At 55.3% G+C, this 23,725-nt stretch carries 19 protein-coding genes; 12 read left to right on the forward strand and 7 right to left on the reverse strand.

What is annotated here, in order from left to right; all coding sequences use genetic code 11:
- The first annotated feature begins 97 nt into the window (after nt 1-97).
- Nucleotides 98-745: a hypothetical protein gene (locus KNP71_RS07745; RefSeq protein WP_214756733.1), complete on the forward strand. Its 648-nt coding sequence runs from the start codon at nt 98-100 to the stop codon at nt 743-745.
- A gap of 48 nt (nt 746-793) precedes the next feature.
- Here KNP71_RS07745 and KNP71_RS07750 read toward each other — a convergent pair whose 3' ends face one another.
- Nucleotides 794-985: a hypothetical protein gene (locus tag KNP71_RS07750; RefSeq protein WP_214712810.1), complete on the reverse strand. Its 192-nt coding sequence runs from the start codon at nt 983-985 to the stop codon at nt 794-796.
- A 139-nt stretch (nt 986-1,124) separates the two neighbouring features.
- Between KNP71_RS07750 and KNP71_RS07755 the strand changes: the two genes are divergently transcribed.
- Entirely contained in the window at nt 1,125-2,537 is a 1,413-nt protein-coding gene (locus tag KNP71_RS07755; RefSeq protein ID WP_214756732.1) for an NAD-dependent epimerase/dehydratase family protein, read from the forward strand.
- Between the two features lie 132 nt (nt 2,538-2,669).
- The gene (locus KNP71_RS07760; protein ID WP_029595074.1) at nt 2,670-4,226 is read left to right on the forward strand and encodes a SulP family inorganic anion transporter; all 1,557 of its coding nucleotides are present in this window, start codon (nt 2,670-2,672) and stop codon (nt 4,224-4,226) included.
- Here the strand turns inward: KNP71_RS07760 and KNP71_RS07765 are convergent.
- Together KNP71_RS07765 and KNP71_RS07770 are read right to left on the reverse strand one after the other, a co-directional pair.
- A complete protein-coding gene (locus KNP71_RS07765) occupies nt 4,223-4,552 on the reverse strand; it encodes a YolD-like family protein (RefSeq protein ID WP_021065472.1) in 330 nt (109 codons plus the stop codon). The two genes, KNP71_RS07760 and KNP71_RS07765, sit on opposite strands and share 4 nt — an antisense overlap.
- Nucleotides 4,549-5,844, reverse strand: coding sequence for a Y-family DNA polymerase (locus tag KNP71_RS07770; RefSeq protein ID WP_131472360.1), 1,296 nt, complete (start codon nt 5,842-5,844; stop codon nt 4,549-4,551). The genes KNP71_RS07765 and KNP71_RS07770 overlap by 4 nt, the downstream gene beginning before the upstream one ends.
- Nucleotides 5,845-6,081: 237 nt before the next feature.
- On the opposite strand from KNP71_RS07770, the gene secA2 reads away from it, so the two are divergent.
- The 6 genes from secA2 (at nt 6,082) to KNP71_RS07800 (ending at nt 15,798) form a co-directional block, all read left to right on the forward strand.
- Entirely contained in the window at nt 6,082-8,451 is a 2,370-nt protein-coding gene (gene secA2 / locus KNP71_RS07775; protein ID WP_214830428.1) for an accessory Sec system translocase SecA2, read from the forward strand.
- A gap of 1 nt (nt 8,452) precedes the next feature.
- The gene (locus KNP71_RS07780) at nt 8,453-9,274 is read left to right on the forward strand and encodes an SLAP domain-containing protein (protein ID WP_021065475.1); all 822 of its coding nucleotides are present in this window, start codon (nt 8,453-8,455) and stop codon (nt 9,272-9,274) included.
- A gap of 292 nt (nt 9,275-9,566) precedes the next feature.
- Nucleotides 9,567-12,305 (forward strand): bifunctional 2',3'-cyclic-nucleotide 2'-phosphodiesterase/3'-nucleotidase, encoded by a 2,739-nt coding sequence (locus tag KNP71_RS07785; protein ID WP_131472364.1) that lies wholly within the window; start codon nt 9,567-9,569, stop codon nt 12,303-12,305.
- A 208-nt stretch (nt 12,306-12,513) separates the two neighbouring features.
- Nucleotides 12,514-13,956 (forward strand): carbon starvation CstA family protein, encoded by a 1,443-nt coding sequence (locus KNP71_RS07790; RefSeq protein ID WP_021065477.1) that lies wholly within the window; start codon nt 12,514-12,516, stop codon nt 13,954-13,956.
- Between the two features lie 95 nt (nt 13,957-14,051).
- Nucleotides 14,052-14,723, forward strand: a complete 672-nt coding sequence (gene trhA / locus KNP71_RS07795; protein ID WP_131472366.1) for a PAQR family membrane homeostasis protein TrhA — start codon at nt 14,052-14,054, stop codon at nt 14,721-14,723.
- A 157-nt stretch (nt 14,724-14,880) separates the two neighbouring features.
- The gene (locus tag KNP71_RS07800; RefSeq protein ID WP_021065479.1) at nt 14,881-15,798 is read left to right on the forward strand and encodes a proline dehydrogenase family protein; all 918 of its coding nucleotides are present in this window, start codon (nt 14,881-14,883) and stop codon (nt 15,796-15,798) included.
- A 15-nt stretch (nt 15,799-15,813) separates the two neighbouring features.
- Here KNP71_RS07800 and KNP71_RS07805 read toward each other — a convergent pair whose 3' ends face one another.
- The 4 genes from KNP71_RS07805 to KNP71_RS07820 all read right to left on the reverse strand — a co-directional run bounded on the left by KNP71_RS07805 (nt 15,814) and on the right by KNP71_RS07820 (nt 18,023).
- Entirely contained in the window at nt 15,814-16,035 is a 222-nt protein-coding gene (locus KNP71_RS07805; RefSeq protein WP_131472369.1) for a YcxB family protein, read from the reverse strand.
- Nucleotides 16,036-16,113: 78 nt separating this feature from the next.
- Complete coding sequence (locus KNP71_RS07810) at nt 16,114-16,386, reverse strand: hypothetical protein (protein WP_131472371.1); 273 nt, start codon at nt 16,384-16,386, stop codon at nt 16,114-16,116.
- 57 nt (nt 16,387-16,443) lie between these two features.
- Nucleotides 16,444-16,998 carry a YcxB family protein gene (locus KNP71_RS07815; protein ID WP_131472373.1) on the reverse strand — a complete coding sequence of 185 codons (555 nt, stop codon included), beginning with the start codon at nt 16,996-16,998 and terminating at the stop codon, nt 16,444-16,446.
- Nucleotides 16,999-17,120: 122 nt separating this feature from the next.
- A complete protein-coding gene (locus KNP71_RS07820; RefSeq protein ID WP_131472375.1) occupies nt 17,121-18,023 on the reverse strand; it encodes an SDR family oxidoreductase in 903 nt (300 codons plus the stop codon).
- A gap of 215 nt (nt 18,024-18,238) precedes the next feature.
- On the opposite strand from KNP71_RS07820, the gene KNP71_RS07825 reads away from it, so the two are divergent.
- From KNP71_RS07825 to KNP71_RS07835, 3 genes are read left to right on the forward strand one after another with little or no spacing between them, the layout of a single operon-like run.
- Entirely contained in the window at nt 18,239-20,650 is a 2,412-nt protein-coding gene (locus tag KNP71_RS07825; RefSeq protein ID WP_131472377.1) for a 3-hydroxyacyl-CoA dehydrogenase/enoyl-CoA hydratase family protein, read from the forward strand.
- 19 nt (nt 20,651-20,669) lie between these two features.
- Nucleotides 20,670-21,842: an acetyl-CoA C-acetyltransferase gene (locus tag KNP71_RS07830; RefSeq protein WP_021065484.1), complete on the forward strand. Its 1,173-nt coding sequence runs from the start codon at nt 20,670-20,672 to the stop codon at nt 21,840-21,842.
- Between the two features lie 13 nt (nt 21,843-21,855).
- The gene (locus tag KNP71_RS07835) at nt 21,856-23,640 is read left to right on the forward strand and encodes an acyl-CoA dehydrogenase family protein (RefSeq protein WP_029595088.1); all 1,785 of its coding nucleotides are present in this window, start codon (nt 21,856-21,858) and stop codon (nt 23,638-23,640) included.
- Nucleotides 23,641-23,725: the final 85 nt, after the last annotated feature.

The following is a 23,725-nucleotide window of genomic DNA, read 5'->3' on the forward strand; positions in this document are numbered from 1 at the left end:
ATAAAATAAACCCTTCCATAAATTGTCTGATACACTGATAGAAAGAAGCTGAGATACTTTTTTGGTGGTACATAGACGGTTTAGAGGAGGTATTGGTGTGGAGCGCTTTTGGAAATGGGCATTAATTGCGATTGGGGTGCTTGTCGTCGGGATGGGAGGCCTCGTTTTTGTGTTCAATCAGTCGATGAAGTCCGACCCCAATGAAGAAGCAAAAGCAATCCAACTCGCTGAGCCGTATGTAGCGGAGCGTTTCGACAATGCCGAATTGACGACAGAGGTCACGTTCGACAACATGGGAAATTTCCCGTTCGAATATGCGGCAACCGCAGTTGATTCCGTGACAGGGACCGAGTTTTTCGTTTATGCGGACGAGACGACAGGGGAAGTCGTCGACACGTTCCTGGCATCGAAATGGGAAGATGACGTGACGGATGTCATCGAGGATTCGGTCATGACGGCGTTTGGCCGCGATGTCACGTACGATGTTTTTTACGACGAAGTAGCCGTACGAGAACTCGACGCTTCGGCGGCGAACCCGCTCGCCTATAAAACAGCCGACGTCGTACCGACAATCCTGGTGACGATTCATCGGGAGCCAGCGTTAGGAGACGAGGTACTCGTCCGGACTTGGATGGCGGCGCTAAAAGAGAGCGACATGTTACGCCGTGCGGAAGTTCATGTCGACTATATCGCTAAAAACGGAGAAATTCTCAATGACGGGACCCCGTTAATTCTATCGTTCTAATGAAAAAACACTTTCTGCGAGCAGGAAGTGTTTTTGTTCAGTTTATCGTCACCACAAGTTAAACAAATCCGCTACAATCGCATCACTTCCGTCTTGGAACATGAACAAACCGAGTGCGATTAACAGACCGCCGATGACGAGGCTTCCGAAGCGTATCAGCCCGCTTGTGTTCTTTTTGAATAGGCCGCGAATCACGAGCCCTCCACCGATCAATAGCATCAAGAAATACCAAAACCCCATAGTCATTCCTCCTCCGCTTGTAGTTGGCTTTAGTTTACATATATTTTCCAGTACATACTGTAGGGCGCGGGACTGATTTAATCTCAGCCTAAGACGGGTACAGTACCTTTATGTGTAAATAAAGGGGAGAGTGACCACTATGCGGAAAACCATCGTCATCGCGGGCGCGAGCGGTTATATCGGCTCGAACGTGATGGACCATTTAAAAGAAGAATACGACATCATCGCCTTATCCCGCTCGACGAAGAACAAAGAAGACGAGGACCACATCACGTGGCGGTCGTGCGATTTGTTCTCGTATGAACAGACACGCGAGGCGTGCGAGGGAGCGGACTACGCCATGTTCCTCGTCCACTCGATGATTCCGGACGGCGGATTGACGCAGGCGACGTTCGAAGACATGGACGCGCTCATCGCCGATAACTTCGCCCGGGCGACGAAAGCGAATGACATCGAACAAATCGTCTACTTGAGCGGCATCATTCCGAAAGAATCGAAGACGTTGTCACGTCACTTGAAGAGCCGGCTCGAAGTCGAACGGATTCTTGGCGGCCAAGGCGTGCCGGTGACGACGATTCGGGCCGGGCTCATCATCGGTCCAGAAGGCTCGTCGTTCCCGATTCTCGCGAAGCTCGTCAAACGGTTACCGGTCATGATTCTCCCGAACTGGACGAAGACGGAGACGCACCCGATCGATTTGCGTGAAGCCGTCCAGGCGCTCATCTCAGTCGTCGGCGCCGAGGCGCTGTACGACCATCATATCGATATCGGTGGACCGGAAGTGATGACGTATCGCAAGATGATTGAAGACACGGCTGACGTCATGGGCAAACGCCGCGTCATGATCGACTTCCCATTCCCGACGATCAAATTGTCCCGCCTTTGGGTCATGGCCGTGACGGGTGAACCGAAAGATACTGTCTATCCGCTCGTCGAGAGCATGGGCCACGCCATGGTCGCGAAAGACACGACCGGCGTCAAACAAGGAGAGATCCCGTTCAAGGAAGCGGTGGAGCACGCACTCGAGGAAGAAGAGAAACAGAAATCTGGCGGCGGCAAGAAGAAAAAAGCACCGCAACAGTACACCGTCCGCTCGATTCAACGGTTCGGCCTGCCCGAGAACAAGTCGGCGCTTTGGATGGCCGACACGTATTTTGAGTGGCTCGGCCGGCTCGCGTATCCGCTCATCCAGACGACAAAAGAAGACGATGACTGGGAGATTTCGTTGCTTCGTCCATCACTCGTCGCGCTCCACCTGTCGCTCGAAGACGAGGCGACGGACGACATGGCGTCCTATTCAATCGACGGCGGCTTGTTCGCGAAGTTGAGTGAGGATGACAAGACCGGCCGGCTCGAGTTCAGACGGCTCCCGGAGTCAGAAGAAGGGCTCGTCGCCATCCACGAGTTCGTGCCGGCGCTGCCGTGGTGGTTCTATACGAAGACGCAGGCGAAAGCCCACCTCGTCGTCATGTGGCTGTTCGGCCGTCACGTCCGTCTGCTTGGGGAAGATGCGGACGAGGGTGACCAAGTCGTCGAAGCACCGACGAATTAACGAAGACGCATCCATCGCGATGCGTCTTTGTTTTGTCGATTATGTTAACGTTTTGCCGGAGTCGTTTACAAAGGGAAGGGACAGGCGTACACTGAACTCGTTTTCGACTGAATGGAAAGAAGGAATGCAAGAATGGACAACTTCATGACATCACGCCAAGGCTGGCAGAAAGACATCTCGGCCGGAATCACCGTCGGGGTCGTCGCCGTGCCGCTCGCGATGGCGTTCGCAATCGCCTCTGGCGTCGGACCGGTGTACGGCCTGTACACGGCCATCATCGCCGGCATCCTCGTCAGCCTGTTCGGGGGCTCGACGTTCCAAATCGCCGGACCGACCGGCGCCTTCATCCCGATCGTCTCGGGCGTCATGCTCGCGCACGGTTACGAAGGGTTGCTCGTGACGACGTTTTTCGCCGGGATCCTGTTGTTCCTTATGAGCGTGCTCCGCGTCGGACGACTGATCCGCTTCATGCCGCGGGCCGTCACCATCGGCTTCACGGCCGGGATTGCCGTCGTCATCTTCGTCGACCAGCTCGATGAACTGTTCGGCATCTCGTTTCAGAAGGCGCCGCACTTCCACGAGAATTTACTGAAGCTCGTGACGTCGTTACATGAAGCGAGTTTATGGCCTGTCTTCATTGCCGCCATCGGTTTCTTGACGCTCTGGCTCGTACCGAAACTGCCCGTGAAATTGCCGCTGTTATTGATGGCGATGCTCGTGCCGACGTTCGTCAGTCTCGTCGTCCCAGGAGAAGTCGCGACAATCGGCAGTGCCTATGGCGGTATCCCGAGCGGACTGCCTGACTTCAACTGGCTCGCCATCGACCTCGATTTGATTGCGACGCTACTTCCGTCGGCGTTCGCGATCGCCTTCCTCGGGGCGCTCGAGTCGCTATTGTCTGGTGCGGTCGCGGACGGCATGGCCGGCACGAAGATGAACCCGGACAAGGAACTGTTCGGGCAAGGGCTCGCCAACGTCGTCGTCCCGTTCTTCGGCGGGATCCCGGCGACCGGTGCCATCGCCCGGACGGCGACGAACATCCAAGCCGGGGCCGTCAGTCGTCGTGCCGGCGTCATCCACGGGTTGACGGTACTACTCGCCGTACTCGTGTTGGCACCGCTCGCGAGCTACGTCCCACTGGCCGCACTTGCACCGATTTTGATGCGTGTGGCCTGGAACATGTCGGAGCGGCATCACGTCTTCGAGATGCTCCGGCATCGTTCGGCCGAGTCGCTCGTCTTGCTCATCACGCTCGGACTGACCGTCTTTGTCGATCTCGTCGTCGCCGTCGAGGTCGGGGTCATCTGTGCGCTCGCCTTGTTCGCGAAACGGATGGCCGACACGATCGACGTCCGCGAACAGACGGAACGGTATGTGACGCGGGACGGCCAGGTCGTCTTCAGCGTCGAGGGGCCGCTCTTTTTCGGCGCGATCGAGATGTTTGAGCACGTCCTGCATCATATCCATGACGAGCCCGACGTGTTCATCTTCAACTTCCATCGCTGTCCGGTCATCGATGTGACGGCCGTCGAAGAGATTCGCCGTGTCGTCCGGGAGCTGAAAGCGGCCGATCGTCGTGTCGTTTTCGCGCACTTGTCGGCACCGGTGCGGCAGACACTCGCGCATTACGGCGTCCTCGATCACGTCGATACGTTCGATACGACGCAGGAAGCAATTGACGCGTCTTAACGGACGGACAGAATCTGACCGAACGGGATGCGAAGCACCTCGGTGTCGAACAGCTCGACTTCACGCTCGGCGTAATAGATGGCGTGGACGTAGCCGCGCACCGTATGGGTCATGCCGTTGTCGAACAGCGTCAGCTCGACGGCGTCGCCTTCACGGATGGCGCGTTCGAGCTCGGTCTGCCATAAATAGAGCAACTGCTCATCCAAGTCGGGTAGCTCGATCTTTTGGACGTGGGCGTAATATTTCTTCAGGAGCGCCACGTGCTCGGGCATGAGGAACGGAATCCATTTCAATTCACCGCGGTCTTTGTAGCGGGTCTGACTCATGACGATTCACCTCCTTGTTTATGTCCGCCGATTAACCGCTGGCGGGTACGGAGCGGACTGTCTTTCAGTAAACTCGACGCCGGGCGGATCGTGCCGCGCCCGAAGCGGACGTTCAAGCTATCGACGAGATCGAGGAAGTCGAACCGGCGCGCCCGGGCCCACTCGTCCTCGAAGAACGACAACTGGACGTGGTCGCTCCTTGGCTCGAGCTTGCCGAGGGCGACCGAGACATACCGGACCGCCTCCGTCTCGTCCCACGCGTCGAGGAAGAGCGTCAACAATACCGGCAAGAACTCGCGCTCGTCCGCTGTGAAGCGGGCGAGCTTTTTTTGTTTGCTGAAGCCGCGCCGCTCGCTCGTCCGGGTGTAGCGAACGCCGAGATGGACGCTGCCGCCGACGAGACCGGCCTGTCGCGTCCGCATCCCGACCTCCACGGCGATGGCCTGTAAGACGAGCCGGATGGCCGCGTACGTCGTATAGTCTTTCATGAGCGTGATGCCGTGGCCGATCGTCCGGGGCCGCTGCCGTTTCGCCCCGAACAACGAGCTCGGCGGAAGGATTGTCGGCGATTCGTCGATGCCCCAGGCGTGATGCCACAGCTCGGCGCCGATGACGCCGAACTTCTCATGGAGCGTCTCGAGCGGATAGCGGGCGAGGTCGCCGATCGTGTCGATGCCGAGCCGCCGAAGATGGACTTCCATCTTCGCACCGACGCCCCACATCTTGCCGATTGGGGCCGGGTGGATCAATCGTTCGACGTCGTGGAGGAAACAGCTGGCGACACCCGTCTTCTTCCCATGAAGGTCGAGGACGAGCTTGGCGAGGACGTTGTTCGGACCGATGCCGATCGTGACCGGGATGCCGGTATAGCGGAACACGGTCGAGCGGATGAGGCGGGCGACGTGCGCATCGTTCCCGAACAGCCGCTCCGTCCCGGTCAAGTCGACGAGCGTCTCATCGACTGAGTAGACGCGGATTGCCTCGGGGGGTGCGAACTGATGCAAGATGTGGACGATTTGCACGGACACGTTCAAATAGTGGCTCATCCGGGCCTCGGCGTAGATGATGTGCCGCCGCTCGTGCCACGGCAACCGGTCGATGTGGAAGCGCCGGGAGCCGGTCTTGATGCCGAGCTGCTTCATCGGAGGTGTCGCGGCGAGGACGAGGGCGCCGTGATCTTGGAGGTTTGATAAGACGACGAGCTTCGTCTTGTACGGGTTCAACTTGCGGGCGGCGCACTCGCAACTGGCATAGAATGAGACGCTATCGATACAAAAAATCCGACGTCGCATAGCCACCTCTCCTTTTTTACGAACAAGCGTTCTGTTTTTCTCATCGTATCACGGTCTCACGCCGTCTCAAATAGAAAAATGAAAACAAATTTTGAAAAGAGTCAAAAAAAGGATGGATGGTGAATAAAATTCCATCTTTTTGGAATTTACCGAAATAATAAAGCGAGGCGGAAACAAAATCCGTTATAATGAGAGGGTAGCTAGACAAATATGGTTTCGGACGATGGAGGCTATCCTGTGATTGATTTTGTGAAGCAATTGACCAATGATCAGGCACGACGATTGAAAACCTATAAGAAACAAGTCGAACGCATCAACGCGTATGAGGAGACGATGCAAGCTTTGGACGATGCAGCGCTTCGCCAGTACGCGCTCGAACTGAAACAGCGGCTCACGGACGGTGCGGACGTCCGCGCCATCACGGAGGAAGGGTTCGCCCTCGTTCGTGAGGCATCCGTCCGGACGATTGGGCTCCGTCATTATGACGTCCAGCTTATCGGCGGTCTCGCCCTGCTCGAAGGAAATATCGCCGAGATGCCGACCGGGGAAGGGAAGACGCTCGTCGCGGCATTGCCGGCGTTCGTCAAAGCACTCGAAGGAAAAGGCGTCCACGTCATCACGGTGAACGACTATTTGGCGCAACGTGACGCCGAGCAAATTGGCAAGATTCACACGTTCCTCGGACTCACGGTCGGGTTGAACGTGCCGGAGATGGAGCTCGCTGACAAACAAGCGGCGTATACGGCCGATATTACATACGGGGTCGGGACCGAGTTCGGCTTCGACTATCTTCGGGACCACTTGGTCGGCTCGCCGGAAGAACGGGTCCAGCGTCCGTTCCATTTCGCGTTGCTCGATGAAGTCGACAGCGTCTTGATCGACGAGGCGAAGACGCCGCTCATCATCGCCCAGAAGGACGAGTCACACGTCCGTTTGAAACGTCTCGCCCAAACCGTGTTCGGTCAATTGACGGAAGACGACTATACGGTCGACCTCGAGGCGCGCGCCGTCATGTTCTCGGATAAGGGCATCGAGAAGATTGAAGCGTTGTTCTCGGTCGACAACTTGTTTTCCGCCGAGCACCACGTCCTCTATCACTACATGATGCAGGCGCTCCGGGCGAACGTATTGTTCGAGCGGGACGTCGACTATATCGTCCAAGAAGGCAAAATCGAGTTGATCGATTTGTTCACGGGGCGGGTCATGGAAGGACGCAGCCTGTCGGAAGGCCTCCATCAGGCGCTCGAGGCGAAAGAACAGCTCGACATCACCGAAGAGAACAAGACGACGGCTGAAATCACGATTCAACACTACTTCCGGATGTATCCGCTCCTCGGTGGCATGACCGGGACAGCCCAGACGTCACGCGAAGAGTTCATGAAGACGTATCAAATGGACGTCGTCCAAGTGCCGACGAACCGGCCACGTCTGCGTGAAGACTTGCCGGACCGCGTCTTTGACACGATCGCCCATAAATATGCGGCGGTCGGACAAGAAGTGGCGGCCATCCACGCGACGGGACAACCGATTTTGATCGGGACGACCTCGATTGCCCAGTCGGAGGCCGTCAGCGAACAGCTCGAGCGACAAGGCATCACGCATGAGCTGTTGAACGCGAAGACGGTCGCCCAAGAAGCAGAGATTATCGCCGAGGCGGGACGGCTCGGACACGTGACGATTGCGACGAACATGGCCGGACGCGGGACCGATATCGTCTTAGACGAGACGGCGCGCGAACGCGGCGGCTTGTATGTCATCGGGACGGAACGACACGAGTCGCTCCGCGTCGACAATCAGCTCCGTGGACGGTCGGGACGCCAAGGCGACCCAGGCATGTCACGTTTCTTCGTCTCGCTCGAGGACGACCTCGTCAAACGATATGCCGCCGAGCGGTTGAAACGTGTCGAGCACAAACTGAAGCCGGACGAGCACGGGGAGATTCGCCATAAGGAAGCAGGCGTGATCATCGAATACGCCCAGACGACGATTGAAGGCGTCGGCGTATCGGTCCGTGACTACATGTTCAAACTCGACGACGTCTTGAACGAACAGCGCCGCATCATCTACTCGATTCGCGATGAGGCGGTCGACGCCAATGCGACGGCCATCTTGAACAACGTGCTCGCCATGATGCGCCTCGCGCTCAACGAGACGCTCGACCGTCATATCGACGCCGAACTCGTCCCGGAAGAGTGGGCGACTGACGCGCTTATCGAGGACTATATGTATTTGACGCAACAGGCGCCGACATGGGACGACACGGTCGGAGACAAAGACGAGTTGAAACGAGCACTCGCACCATGGATCGACGGCATCGTCGCGATGGCGCAAGAGCGTATCGAGGGTTATCCGGAAGTCATCGCCTTCGCGCGGCAACAACTGCTCAGCCACCTTGATATCCGCTGGACGAACCATTTGACGACGATGAACGCCTTGAAAGAGGGCATCGGACTCCGCAGCTACGGCCAGGAAGACCCGAGTCGTCAGTTCGGCAAGGAAGGGCTCGAGATTTTCCAAGAGACGTATCTCGATATCGCCCGCGACGTGACGATTCAACTGTGCCAGCTTGATCTATACTTTGCGCAACGGGAAGAGGAGGGGCTGTGACATGTTCGGACTGTTGAAACGAAAGAAAGTCGAGACGATCATCCGCCAAGACGACGAGCGGGCGCTCCGCCTCGTGTTCGATGAAGGGATGGATATCTCGAAAGAAGATGAGTACGTGTTCCGTTATCATGCGACGACGCTGCCGCCGCTCGCGGACAACCAGTTGTCGATTGAACTGCTCAGTGCGACGAAGAACCCGGGAGGCCTGTCCGTGGTCGCCTTATTCCGCAACACGGTCGCGACCGAGTTCTCGCTCGACGAGATCCCGGTGCTCTTGTTGAACGAACGCCGCGAACCGCTCGGCCAGAAGATGCTCAGCCGGATGGACTTGCCGTCGTTTGAGGCGATGACGAGTAAGCCCGTCTATCTCGACTTTTTCGAAGAGGAACTGTTCACCGATGTCGACGAACTCGACACCGAGTCGATTCAGCTCGCCTTCCAAATGAACCCGACGGCACCGCTCCAAGATGTGACCGACGCCGAACGGGACGCGTTCCCAGACGTGGCGTGGCACCGCCTGAAGCGGATGAACGTCCTCAGCCGTCCGGTCGCCGAAGGCCAGTTCGATTTGTTGCTCGTCCATCTCGACGTGACCGACACGGAAATCGGCGCCTCACTCCTCGTCCGGAACGGCTATTCCGAGCAGGCGCTCCAAATCCCGCGCCTCCCACTCGAGTTGATGCAGCGAGACGAGGTCGTCGGCCGGGCCGATGCCGTGCTCGCCGAGCCAATCTTGCCGAAACACGACTATCCGCTCCACGTCCGCTTCCCGCGGCCGGAAGGCGACAACGACGGACCGATCTCGATTCGCATCCGTTCGTGACGATATGACCATCCCCGATACGCGTCGGGGATGGTTTTTTAGGTCTAACGAACTGCTTGTGCGAAGTCTAGCCTCTGTACAAGTTCGACCAAAAAAATCTCGTGAAGCGAAGTCGTCTGTTCGGTTCCATCATACGGATTCGGACCTTTTCCATGTTCTCGGAAAGTCGTCTGAGACTAGACCTTTCTTTACCAAATTTTAAAGGAAATAGGGCGTTAGATTCATTAAATTGAGAGTCCGGCTATGGTATATTTAGTCCGCAATGCACACCACATGAATGGGGAGAAAAATCATGTCTAAATTTACGAAGATGGCCATTGCTACGTCGCTCATCGTCCCAACACTCATCCCGCTCCAACACGCGGCAGCGGAAGACGAGGACGTCGTCAAACTGCGCTTCTTGGAGACGACCGACCTACATACGAACATTACGAACTACGATTACTTCCAAGACAAAATCGACAACACGATCGGGTTGACGAAAGTCGCGACGTTGATTCAGCAACATCGCACGGACGCCGGCAAGCCGAACACGTTCCTATTCGATAACGGGGATACGCTTCAAGGGACGCCGTTCGGGGATTACGTCCGCGAGCAGCATCAGAAGACTCCAGGCCCGTTCGAACATCCGATGTATGAAGCGATGTCGGCGCTCGAGTTCGACGCCGTCACACTCGGGAACCACGAGTTCAACTTTGGGCTCCAGTTCTTGTATGACGCGATGCAAGGGTCGAAGGGCAAGCTTCGCTTCGTCAACTCGAACGTGAAGGACTTGTCAGGCGAACCGATCGTATCGAAATATAACGAAGATGGACAAGAAGTCCAAATCATCGAACGCCAAGTCGTCGATGGGGACGGTGAGACACATACGATCAAAGTCGGTGTCTTCGGGGTCGTCCCGCCAAAAATCATGTCGTGGGATTCAGGGAACCTCCAAGGCAAGGTGACGGCAGATGATATGGTACCGGCAGCAAAAGCGGCCGTCGCCAAATTGAAAGCACAAGGCGCAGACGTTGTCGTCGCGCTCGCGCACTCAGGGATCGGGGAAAGTGCGGCACTTGCGGATGAGCAATTAGACGGGGAAGAGAACGTCGGCTACACGCTCACGAAAATCGAAGGGCTCGACATGGTCATGACCGGTCACCAGCACGGCCGTTTCCCGGACGCGAACGGCATGTTCAAAGATTTCCCGCACGTGAACATGGACAAAGGCACAATCAACGGCAAGCCGGTCGTCATGGCGAACAACCAAGGGAAAGATCTCGGGGTCATCGACCTCGACCTCGAGCTCGTCGACGGCAAGTGGAGCGTGCTCGACGCGAACGCGAAACTCGACACGGTCAAGGCGGACACACCGGTAGACCCGACGATCGCCTCGCTCATCGATGCGGACCATAAGGCGACAATCGAATACATCAACCGCCCAGTCGGTGAGATTCAAGACGATATCCAAAGCTACTTCGCGCTCGTCCGTGACGACGCATCGGTCCAGTTCGTGACGAACGCGCAGAAATGGTACGTCGAGAGAGAACTCGCGACGAACCCAGAACTCGCGGCATATAAAGAGCTTCCAATCCTCTCGGCGGGGGCTCCGTTCAAAGCCGGTAACCGTCAGTTGACGGACGCGAGCTATTACACGAACATCCCGAAAGGCTCGATCGCGTTAAAGAACGTGGCCGACCTGTACGTCTTCCCGAACACGCTCGAAGTCGTCAAAGTGACGGGTGCGGACGTGATGGACTGGCTCGAGATGTCAGCCGGGGCGTACAAACAAGTCTCGGATACGAACGATGAGTTGCTTAACTTGGAGTTCCGCAGCTACAACTTCGATATCCTCGACGGCCTCACGTATGAGATTGATGTGACTGGTCCTGCCAAGTTCGATATCGGTGGAACACTGAAAAACAAAGATGCGAACCGCGTCAAGAACGTGAAGTATAACGGCAAGCCGATCACACTCGACCAAGAGTTCCTCGTCGCGACGAACAACTATCGCGCTGGCTCGACATCGTTCCCGGGTCTCGGTGGCGGGAAGAACATCGTTTACCGTTCAGCGTATGAGACACGGAACGTGATTTCGGACTATATCGTCTCAGGCAAGCTCGAATACAAAGCGGACGACAACTGGAAAATCGTTGCCGACGCGAAGCGGACAGCCAAGTTCGAGACGGCCGATGCCGGCAAACAGTACGTCGACCTGTATGAAGGCATCGAAGCGACCGAGACGACACGTCCGGATGCGGCGAATCGCTTGTTCCGCACATACACGATCGAACTCGATCAAGCGGCAGTCGAACTCGCCCTCACGGTGAACACGATCAAGCCGGGCGCAAAAGCGGTGACAGGGACGACGACACCGAACGCGAACGTCACGTTGAAAGATGGCGACAAAGTGCTCGCGACAGCGAAAGCGGATCAAGACGGTGCGTATACGCTCGTGACGAAACCGCTCAAGCTCCGTCAATCGCTCACCATCGTCTCTGAACTCGATGGCGCTTCGGTCACGGAAACGAAAGTCGTCGGTGCTGGCTTCGTCGGCACACCGGCGCTTGCGTCGAAGTTGACGTACGCCAACACGAACGTCATTACCGGAAAAGCGACACCGGAGACGAAGTTGACGCTCAAGCGTGACGGCAAAACGATCGCGTATGCGACGGCTGACAAGAACGGATTGTTCGAATTCACGAAACGGGCCGGCTTCATCTATGGCGACTATGAAGTCGTCGCCAAAGATGTGACGGGAACGGTCGTCAAAGCGAAGGCGTTTACGCTCAAGAAAGCGGCCATCGCGACACCGAAGAACACGAAAGGTGTCAAAGCCGGCACGAAAGCAATCATCGGGAAAACGACACCGGGAGCCGTCGTCGTCTTGAAAGACGCGAAAGGCAAACAAGTCGCCAAAGTGAAAGCGAGCTGGGCCGGAACGTATACATTCACATTCAAAAAAGGTCTCGCCAAAGGAAGCTACGCGGTCATCGCGAGCGACTATACGGGCGCAGGGGCGAAGCAAGCGAAGTTCGCCTTGAAATAAGCGATTCAACCGAGACGGCGTCCTGCGGGGCGCCGTTTTTTTCGTGTTCGAAAAAGTGTCAAAAAAATGAACGAAACCCCTTACAAAAAAGTGATAACTGCTGTATAATCAGTCACGTAAGCGTTTACATTATACGTGTAAAACAACGGGATTCATTTTTCGGGGCCGACGGGGATCGGCTACATATGCACAAAAGGGGACAGCACACATGATTACATTCTTTATTGCCTTGGCGATTTTATTCGTCGGGTACAAAGTGTACGGCAGCTATGTCGAGAAGACGTTCGGCATCAAAGAAGAACGCACGACGCCTGCCTATGCGTCACAGGACGGCATCGACTACGTGCCGATGGGGAAAAAACGGAACTCGATGATTCAGTTGTTGAACATCGCCGGCGTCGGACCGATTTTCGGACCGATCATGGGGGCGCTATACGGACCGGTCGCTTTCCTCTGGATCGTCTTCGGGTCGATTTTCGCGGGAGCGGTACACGACTATTTGACGGGCATGATCTCGCTTCGTAACAACGGAGCGCACTTGCCGCAACTCGCTGAGAAGTTCCTCGGCCGCTCGCTCCGCCACGTCGTCAACGGGTTCGCACTCTTGCTTTTACTCTTGGTCGGGACAGTATTCGTCACGTCACCGAGTAATATGATCAACAACTTGTTCGACGGCAATGCGACGACGCTCACGATCGTCATCTTCGCCGTGTTCGCCTACTACATCTTGGCGACGCTCCTTCCGGTCGATAAAATCATCGGACGCATCTATCCGTTCTTCGGGGCGCTCCTCATGATCAGCGCCGTCGGGATCGCTGTCAGCCTGTTCGCACAAGGCTACCAGATTCCAGAGATGACACTCACGAACATGCATCCGGATGGCTTGCCGATTTGGCCGCTCCTCTTCTTCACCATCTCATGTGGGGCGTTGTCTGGTTTCCACGCCACGCAGTCACCGATCATCTCGCGGACGACGATGAAAGAAAGCAATGGCCGTGAAATCTTCTACGGCATGATGATCGTCGAAGCGGTCATCGCCATGATTTGGGCCGCGGCAGCCATGGCCATCTTTGAGCCAGGCGAATTGCTCGGGTTGATTCAAACGGGTACACCGGCACTCGTCGTTCAAGAAGTGGCGACACTCATGCTCGGCAGCATCGGCGGCACACTCGCCATCCTCGGTGTCATCGTCTTGCCAATCACGTCAGGTGACACGGCATTCCGTAGCGCGCGGATGATTATCGCCGACTACATGAGCATCGCGCAGAAGAAATTCTCGTCACGCCTTTGGATCGCACTTCCACTCTTCGTGATCTCATACGCGCTCACGAACATGGACTTCCAGATGCTCTGGCAATACTTCAACTGGGCCAACCAGACGACGGCGGTCATCGCCTTGTTCGTCGGGGCGATGTACTTGTACATCAAAGGGCGCAACCACTATATCGCGCTCATCCCAGGGACGTTCATGTTGTATGCCGTCTGGTTCTACATTTTGACGGCACCGATCGGCTTCAAGATGGATGGGGTCATCCCGTACGTCATCGCCACCATCGGGACAATCACGTTGCTCGTCTTGTTCCACATGCGCGCGAAAGCGATGCGAGCACAAAATATGGAATGTGACGTTCCGGTGAAGGAAGTCGCATAATTCACAGACATGGGTCGCTTCGGCCCATGTTTTTATTTGCGTTGAAATCGGGAAATGACCATACTAGAGGAATAGATTTGAAAGGTGGGACCTGAATGGATCAAGAGAAGCTAAAAGACATGCTCCATGCCGATACGCTTGGAGAAGAGATTGCGAGCGCCATCACCCACGGGCTTGGCGTCATCTTCAGCATCGTCGCATTCGTTCTGCTTGTCATGACGGCAACCGAGACGGGAAGCACAGGTAACGTCATCGCGGTGAGCGTGTTCGGGGCATCGATGATTTTACTGTATCTGTTCTCGACACTCATGCATGCGATTCCACATCCACGGGCGAAGCGCGTGCTCCAAGTGTTCGACCATGCCGGGATTTACTTACTCATTGCGGGGAGTTATACGCCGTTCGCGCTCGTGTCGCTCAAAGGGACGCTCGGGTGGACGTTGTTCGGCATCGTCTGGGGCGTCGCCGTGCTCGGGATTGTCTGGAAACTGTTCTCGACGGGGAAATACATGTGGGTGTCGAACGTGACCTATCTCGGCCTCGGCTGGATTTGTCTCATCGCCATCCGTCCACTGTACGAGTCGCTCGGTCATACCGGCTTCATGTTGCTCCTCGCCGGAGGGATCGCCTATTCGGTCGGAATCATCTTCTACGTATGGCAGAAGTTGCCGTTCAACCATGCGATTTGGCACTTGTTCGTCCTAGCCGGAAGCGTGTTCGTTTTCCTTAGTATCTTGCTCTATGTGGCACCGAATACGGGCCTGTGAAACGGACGTCCTGCGGGGCGTCTGTTTTTTCTGAATAGAGGGAAATGAAATCCTGAAAACGATTACAAAATTACAGACGAATTGACGTTTGTATGTCATAATAATTTCAGACATCGTCATAGAGATAGATGGGTGTAAACGTAAGGGGGAAAATCAGATGGAAAAAGTGTTGCGCGATGGATTTATCTACATGTCTCAAAACAAAACACTCAACAGTTTGGCTAAAAAATACGGGCTTCGGTTCGGGGCTTCGCGCTTTGTGGCGGGGGAAGATTTTAAGACGTCGGTACCGACGATTCGCGAGTTGAACGCGAAAGGATTATCGGTCACGGTCGACCATTTAGGGGAGTTCATCACGACGGTCGCGGAAGCGAACGAGAACCGCGATGAAATTATCCGGGCGATTGAAATTATGGCAGAAGAGAAACTCGACGCCTACATGTCACTCAAACTGACGTCACTCGGATTCGACATCTCGGACGAGTTGATTGAAGACAACATGCGTCAAATCTTGACGACGGCTCAAGCGGTCGGTGTGTTCGTTGCTATCGACATGGAAGACGAGACACGCTGCGAGAAGACGCTCGACTTGTTCAAGAAGTTGAAAGCTGACTTCGACGGGCTCGGGACGGTCATCCAGTCGTACTTGTACCGCTCGGAAGACGACATCAATCATCTCGCACCGCTCAAGCCGAACCTCCGGATCGTTAAAGGGGCATACAAAGAGCCGGCGACGGTCGCATTCCCCGAAAAGGAAGACGTCGACCACAACTACTTGAAGCTCGTCAAACTCCATCTTGCGAACGGGAACTACGCCTCTATCGCGACACATGACGACCACATGATCGATGCGGTCATCGAACATGTGAAACTGAACAATATCCCACTCGACCAGTTCGAGTTCCAAATGCTGTACGGCATCCGGGTCGAGCGTCAACTCGAGCTCGTCCGCCAAGGTTATAAAGTCCGCGTCTACGTGCCATACGGCCGTGACTGGTATGGCTACTTCATGCGCCGCCTCGCAGAACGTCCAGCGAACGTCGCATTCGTGTTAAAAGGAATGGTGAAGAAATGAAACAAGCACACGAGTTCAACTTGAACTCGTGTGCTTTTCTGTGTTCATATGTTTGTCGAGGATCCGCTCGACTTCACTCTGTTCGACTTCAGTGACTCCATTTTTCATTTTCGGGATAATCAACGCCTCATCTTCTTCGTAATAGAGGAAGCGATGCGTCTCGTTCTCGTTCACTTTGAGAATGGATGTCCATGGGACTTGCGTCGTTCGATGGATGTTGCCACGAATGGCCTGCATTTCGATGTGCGTATCAGAAAGTTGAAGCGTGACGTCTTTTGGCCAAGTGTCCTGTTTGTTGAGGACACGACGGGTTTGCTAGAGGGCGAGCGGGGCATGCAAATCTTTTAGCAACGGTCTGAGTAATAGCGCGAACAGCAGCCCGATTCCGACCGTAATCAATAAAAAGGCAATCGTCGACTCGGGGCGCGGTACGAGGAAGAATGCGGCTGCATAACCGAGAGCGAAAAGCGGGATGTTCATATATCTCAACCATGCGCTGCGAATTCGTTTATATTGATCGGAATGGTGAATCATGTCGTTTTGGAAAGCTAAAAAATCGTCAAGCGTCAGTTTATACGTGGTGACCATTGCATCCACTCCTTTGTGATTCGTCATAATTACGTACTGATTGAATACCTTTGTCGCTTAGAGTGTGATGCCTAAGTGTTTTTGTAGCAGATCATTCATTCGAATTCGCTCCGTCTCGTCGAGCATCCGATTTTGCTTCGGGACGATAATCGCTTCCGCCGCTTCAATAAATATATAGTGATGGGTCTCGTCCTCGTTCACTCGTTCAATCGCTTCCCACGCGACTTGAACCCGTTTGTTGACGGCATTGTGGAGCGAATTGACTTCAATCCCGTCCTCATGGATCGACAACGTGACATCACGTGGCCATTTCGAGTCCTGTCGAAGTATGGATCGCAACTGTCTCAACCTCATCGTGGAATACACTTTCTTGAAGAGCGGGAATAAGAGTAGCGCCGGCACCACAGCGGCACTGACGGCGAGTGCGATGATGACAGGGGCGGAAAGCGTTTGCGGTAAAAAGACAATCGCGAGGGCAAATCCGTAAAAGGCGGTCAGTAACATGAGTACAAGCGTGACAAGTATAGATTTTCGTTTATTGGGAACCGAGTTTTCGATGAAGTTCTTTTGTAACGTGAAAAAATCATCTTGTGTCAATCGATAATGAATCATCCATCATTGGCTCCTTTCTGTCGTCTAAATGACAAGCTAACGCCTGCAAATTACGCTAACATAGGATGGATGAATTTTCCATACAAAAGGCCCAGTGACTGAACACTGGGCCTGCGACAATATTATCCGTTGATGACCGTCCCACCGTTGACATGCATGACTTGCCCGCTGACGTACGTCGAGTCGTCGCTCGCGAGATAGACGTAAGCCGGGGCGAGTTCTGCCGGTTGGCCCGGACGTTTCATCTCGGCCGAGTCACCGAACGAGGCGACTTTTTCTGCCGGGAACGTCGCTGGGATGAGCGGCGTCCAAATCGGACCTGGTGCGACGCCGTTGACGCGAATTTTCTTCTCGGCCAAGTTCTTGGCGAGCGAACGCGTGAATGCCGTGATTGCACCTTTCGTCGACGCATAGTCGATCAATTTGTCGTTACCTTCGTACGCTGTGATCGACGTCGTATTGATGATGCTCGCGCCTTCGTTCAAGTATGGAAGGGCGGCTTTCGTCAAATAGAACATGCTGAAGATGTTCGTCCGGAACGTACGCTCGAGTTGGTCGTCCGAGATGTCGAGGAGCGACTCTTGTGGATGTTGCTCGGCGGCATTGTTGACGAGGATGTCCAAATGTCCGAACGTCTCAAGCGTCTGTTTGACGACGTCTTGGCAGAAGGCCGAGTCGCCGATGTCCCCTTGTAGCAACAGACAGGCTTGGCCGAGTTCCTCGATGCGCTCTTTCGTCGCCTCGGCGTCCTCGAGCTCGTTTTGATCTTTATAGACGATGACCGTGTTCGCGCCTTCGTGGGCGAAGAAGATGGCGACCGATTTCCCGATTCCCGAGTCGCCGCCTGTGATGATGGCCACTTTATCTTTTAGTTTATCGCTTCCTTTATAGCCTTCACGCTCATAGATCGGGAACGGCTCCATCTTCGAGTCGATCCCCGGTTGATGGGCTTGTTCTTGGCCGTCCTTCTTGAACGATTCAAAATCATGTCGGTTCCCCACTGTGTTTAAACGATTATCACTCATGTATACATTCCCCTTTCTAAAATTGACTCTTTGTGTCTATACCACAGTGACCGAGAAATAAATCGTCCTCAGTGAAATTGGAACGAATTTGAAAAATGAACGCTTGCGAATGAATTGTCATTCATTTATGATAGAAGAGTAAACACGATGGTGATTGCGATTTTTTTTTACGCTTGAAATGAATCACTATTCATTCTCATTGAGGGGGGAACAATATGACGAGTCACATCGAACAATCAGCCGACCTCCGTTTGACGAGCAATATCCGTTTTGCGGTCGTCATCGGTTCAGGAGTAATGGGGGCGGGGATTGCGGCTCACTTGGCGAACGCGGGGATTCGTTCGCTCATGCTCGACATCGTACCACGTGAATTGACGGCGAAAGAAGAAGCGAAAGGGCTCACGCTCGAATCACCAGAAGTGCGGAACCGCATCGCTTCCGAGAACCGTCAGAAGCTATTGAAACAAAACCCGGCACCACTCGCGACAGCGGAGCACTTGAACTTCATCGACGTGGGGAACTTAGAAGATGATCTCGAGCGCTTGAAGGAAGCGGACTGGGTCATCGAGGTCGTCGTCGAACGGCTCGACGTGAAACAACAGCTGTTCGAGAAAATCGTTCCTTACATCCGTGAAGACGCGATTCTCAGCTCGAACACGTCTGGTATCTCGATCGAGGCGATGGCGAGCGTATTGCCGGAAGGCTTGAAGACACGTTTCCTCGGAACACACTTCTTCAACCCGCCACGTTATTTGAAACTGCTCGAACTCATCCCGACGGAGCAGACGGCACGCCCGGTCATCGACTTCATGGCCCGCTTCGCGGAGGACCGTCTCGGGAAAGGTGTCGTCGAGGCGAAAGACACACCGAACTTCATCGGCAACCGCATCGGTACGTACGGACTCCTCGTCACGTTCGAAGAGATGCTCAAGCAGAACGCCTCGATTGGCGAGATGGACTCGATCACCGGACCGCTCATCGGCCGGCCGAAATCGGCGACATTCCGTACGCTCGACGTCGTCGGCATCGATACGTTCGTCCACGTCGCTGGTAACGTCTATGAGACACTCGACGCAGGTGAAGAGAAGGACACGTTCGACGTCCCAACTGAAATGAAGACGCTCGTCGAGAAGGGCTGGATCGGTCAAAAGGCCGGACAAGGCTTCTATAAGAAAGACGGCAGAGTCATCCAAGAACTCAACCTTCACACATTCGAGTATGAGCAATTGAAAGCGATTACAGGCCCAGAGCTCGATCAAATCAAATCGCTCCCGGGCTCGAAAGCGAAGTTGAAAGGTGCCATCTTGAACAAAGGACGCATCGGACAACTGCTCTGGCCGGTCACGGCGAAGACGCTCGTCTACTCGGCTCGTCTCACAGGCGAAATCAGTGATTCGATCGTCGCTATCGATGACGCGATGAAGTGGGGCTTCGGCTGGAAGTTCGGACCGTTCGAGACGTGGGACGCACTCGGTGTCGAGAAATCGGTCGCCCGCATGAAAGCGGAAGGTTATGACGTCCCGGCGTGGATCGACGAGATGCTCGCTGCCGGACACACATCTTTCTATAAGGGAGACCAGTATTACGACCAAGCGTCACAGACGTACGTTGAGAAGACCGTCAACCCGAAAGAAGTGAAACTCGCGCCGCTCGCCAAATCGAACGGCATCGTGCTCGAGAACGGTGGGGCCCGCCTCATCGATATCGGAGACGACGTCGTCGCCCTCGAGTTCACGTCACCGAACAACGCGATCGGTGTCGATATCATGCAGATGATTGAACAGTCAATTGACCTCGTCGAGACAGACTTCAAAGGACTCGTCCTCGCCAACGACGGCAAGAACTTCTGTGTCGGCGCCAACCTCGCGATGATGCTCATGGAAGCGGAAGACGAGAACTGGTACGAACTCGACTGGATCATCAACAAGTTCCAACAAGTCGTCCAGAAGATTCGCTATGCGGGTCGCCCGGTCGTCGTCGCGCCTTACGGCATGACGCTCGGCGGTGGGACAGAAATCAGCTTGCCGGCCGCACGCATGCAGGCGGCGCTCGAGACATATATGGGTCTCGTCGAAGTCGGTGTCGGCCTCATCCCAGGTGGGGGCGGAAACGTCAACACGTACCGTCGACTCCTCGAGCAGACGCCGAAGTCGATGCAAAACATCGAGAAAGCGGCGCAACAGACGTTTGAAAACATTGCCATGGCGAAAGTATCGAAGTCGGCCTATGACGCGAAAGCGCTCGGCTATCACCGTCCGGTCGACGGCATCTCGATGAACCGCGACCACTTGACGTTCGATGCGAAACAGACGGTACTCGGTCTCGCTGACGGCTATACGGCACCGGTTCGTGAGAAGTTGCCGGTCGTCGGTCAAACGGGGAAAGCGACGCTCGAACTCGCGGCGTACGAGATGTTCTACGGTGGCTATATCTCTGAACACGATTTGAAGATTGCGAAAAAACTTGCCCACGTCATCAGCGGCGGCGATTTGGCATACGGCACGATGGTCGACGAGCAGTACTTCCTCGACATCGAGCGCGAGGCGTTCCTAAGCCTCATCGGGGAACCAAAATCGCAGCAACGGATGCAACATATGCTCGTCAAAGGCAAGCCACTTCGGAACTGACAAAAGGGGGACTTAACAGATGAGAGAAGCAGTCATCGTGGCCGGCGCACGAACGCCGGTCGGAAAAGCAAAACGCGGTTCGTTCCGAAATGTTCGCTCGGACGAACTCGCGGGTCATGCGATTAAAGCGACGCTCGAGCGGTCTGGCTACACGGGACCAATCGACGACGTCATCATGGGATGCGCCATGCCGGAAGCGGAACAAGGGATGAACATCGCCCGCTACGCGGCCGTCCGGGGCGGCTTGTCGCACGAAGTACCAGCCATCACGATCAACCGTTATTGCTCGTCAGGTCTGCAAGCCATCGCCGACGCGGCAGCGAAAATCATGATCGGCCAAGCGACGGCGGTCATCGCCGGCGGTATGGAATCGATGAGTCTCGTCCCAATGGGCGGACACGTCATCCGTCCGAACCCGACAATCATGGAGACGGCTCCGGAATACTATATGAGCATGGGCCACACGGCAGAACGTGTCGCGGCCGAATATAACATCTCGCGCGAAGACCAAGATCTGTTCGCGATCGACAGCCACCAAAAAGCGGCGGCGGCGATTGCGGGCGGCAAGTTCGAAGAAGAGATCGTCCCGGTCACGGTCGTCGAGCAAGTGCTCGGCGAAGACGGGAAAGTCGCGGAACGTGAATTCGTCGTCAAACATGACGAAGGCGTCCGTGCTGACTCGACGCTCGAGGCGCTCGGTAAACTGCGCCCGGCGTTTAAAATCAAGGGCTCAGTGACGGCGGGGAACGCGTCACAAGTGTCAGACGGCGCAGCGGCCGTGCTCGTCATGGAGCGCGAAGAAGCCGAACGTCAAGGCTTGAAACCGATGGCGAAATTCCTCTCGTTCGCGGTCGGCGGTGTCCGTCCTGAAGTGATGGGAATCGGCCCGGTCGTCGCCATTCCGAAAGCGCTCGAGATGGCCGGCGTGAAGCTCGAAGAAGTCGGATTGTTCGAATTGAACGAGGCATTTGCGAGCCAATCGCTCGGTGTCATCCGTGAACTCGGGATCGACCCGTCGAAAGTGAACGTCAACGGCGGCGCGATCGCCCTTGGGCATCCGCTCGGTTGCACGGGCGCGAAACTCGCGGTCTCGATCTTGCATGAGATGAAACGACGCAATGAAAAGTATGGGGTTGTGACGATGTGCATCGGTGGCGGTATGGGTGCTGCTGGCGTCTTCGAATTACTATAAGGGGGAATTGACAATGGAACGTACAGAACACGAATTGATTAAAGGCGGTAGCTTCGTCATCGACGCACTCGACGCGGATCGTTTGTTCACACCGGAAGACTTCTCAGATGAGCACAAAATGATTGGCGACACGACGGCGAGCTTCGTCGACGACCGTGTCATGCCTGTCCTTGGACGCATCGAGAAACACGAGTTCGATCTCTCGGTCGAACTGTTGAAAGAAGCGGGCGAGCTCGGCCTCCTCGGCGCGGACGTGCCAGAAGAGTATGGCGGTTATCAGCTCGATAAAATCTCGTCATCGATCATCACAGAGCGATTCGCCAAAGCGCGTTCATTCGCCCTCAGCTACGGCGCCCACGTCGGCATCGGGACGCTCCCGATTGTCTTCTTCGGGACAGAAGAGCAAAAGCATAAGTACTTGCCGAAACTCGCAACTGGCGAATGGATTGCCGCCTACGCGCTCACAGAGCCAGGCTCAGGCTCGGACGCGCTCGGTGCGAAAGCGACGGCCGTCTTGAACGAAGCCGGCACACACTACGTCTTGAACGGGGAGAAACAATGGATCACGAACGCTGGTTTCGCGAACGTGTTCGTCGTCTACGCGAAAATCGACGGCGACAAGTTCAGCGCCTTCATCGTCGAGCGTGAATTCAAAGGTGTCTCGACAGGCGCCGAAGAACAGAAGATGGGCATCAAAGGCTCATCGACACGGACGCTCATCTTAGAAGACGTCGAAGTCCCAGTCGACAACCTCCTCGGAGAAATCGGCAAAGGCCACGTCATCGCCTTCAACATCTTGAACGTCGGTCGTTACAAACTTGCGGTCGGTGCGGTCGGTTCGTCGAAACGTGCGTTCGATCTTTCGGTCCAGTACGCGAACGAGCGCAAACAGTTCAAGACACCGATCAGTCAGTTCCCGCTCATCCAAGAGAAACTTGCGACGATGGCTGCGAACATTTATGCGATGGAGAGCTCGGTCTACCGGACGGGCGGTCTGTTCCAAGACAGCCTCGACGCGCTAGGCGACGACAACATGCGCGACGGTTCGAAAGTTGCCCAAGCCATCGCCGAATACGCGATTGAATGTTCACTCAACAAAGTGTTCGCCTCGGAGACGTTTGACTACGTCGTCGACGAAGCGGTTCAAATCCACGGCGGCTACGGCTTCATGACTGAATATGAAGTCGAGAACTTGTACCGTGACTCACGCATCAACCGCATCTTCGAAGGAACGAACGAAATCAACCGCTTGATCGTACCGAGCACGCTCCTTAAGAAAGCGATGAAAGGCGACTTGCCGCTTCTCGCCGAAGCACAGAAGCTCCAGAAAGAGCTCATGAGCTACATGCCACAAGAGCTTGACGGGTCGCCGCTCGCACGTGAGAAGATGCTTCTGTCGAACATGAAGAAAATCAACTTGATGATCGCCGGAACGGCCGTCCAGAAATATCAGCAGGCCCTCCAGAACGAACAAGAGATTCTCGCGAAGATTGCCGACATCATCAGCGCCATCTATGCGCTTGAAGCGGCCATCGCGCGGACGGAGAAAGCCATCGCCCGTACAGGCGCTGAGAAGAACCAGCAGAAAGTCCGCTATACAGAAATCTTCGCCGAGCAAGTGTTCAAGCAAGTCGAACTCATGGCGAAAGAAGTCTTGTATGCGGCCGCATCGGGCGACGAGCAGCGCATGCTCTTGTCGGCGATGAAGAAGTTCAGCCGCTATCAGCCGATCAACGTCATCGGCACGAAGCGCGAAGTCGCAGCGAGCCTCATCAAAGCGAACAAGTTCATCGTATAAGCAAGCGAGAGAAAGGGTGGCCGGACGCGGTCGGCCCTTTCTTTTTCCTGTCTGCGGACGATACAATGGACGAAGGAGGGGATAC

This window comes from Exiguobacterium sp. s56 (assembly GCF_018618255.1).
Classification (GTDB): Bacteria; Bacillota; Bacilli; order Exiguobacteriales; family Exiguobacteriaceae; genus Exiguobacterium; species Exiguobacterium chiriqhucha.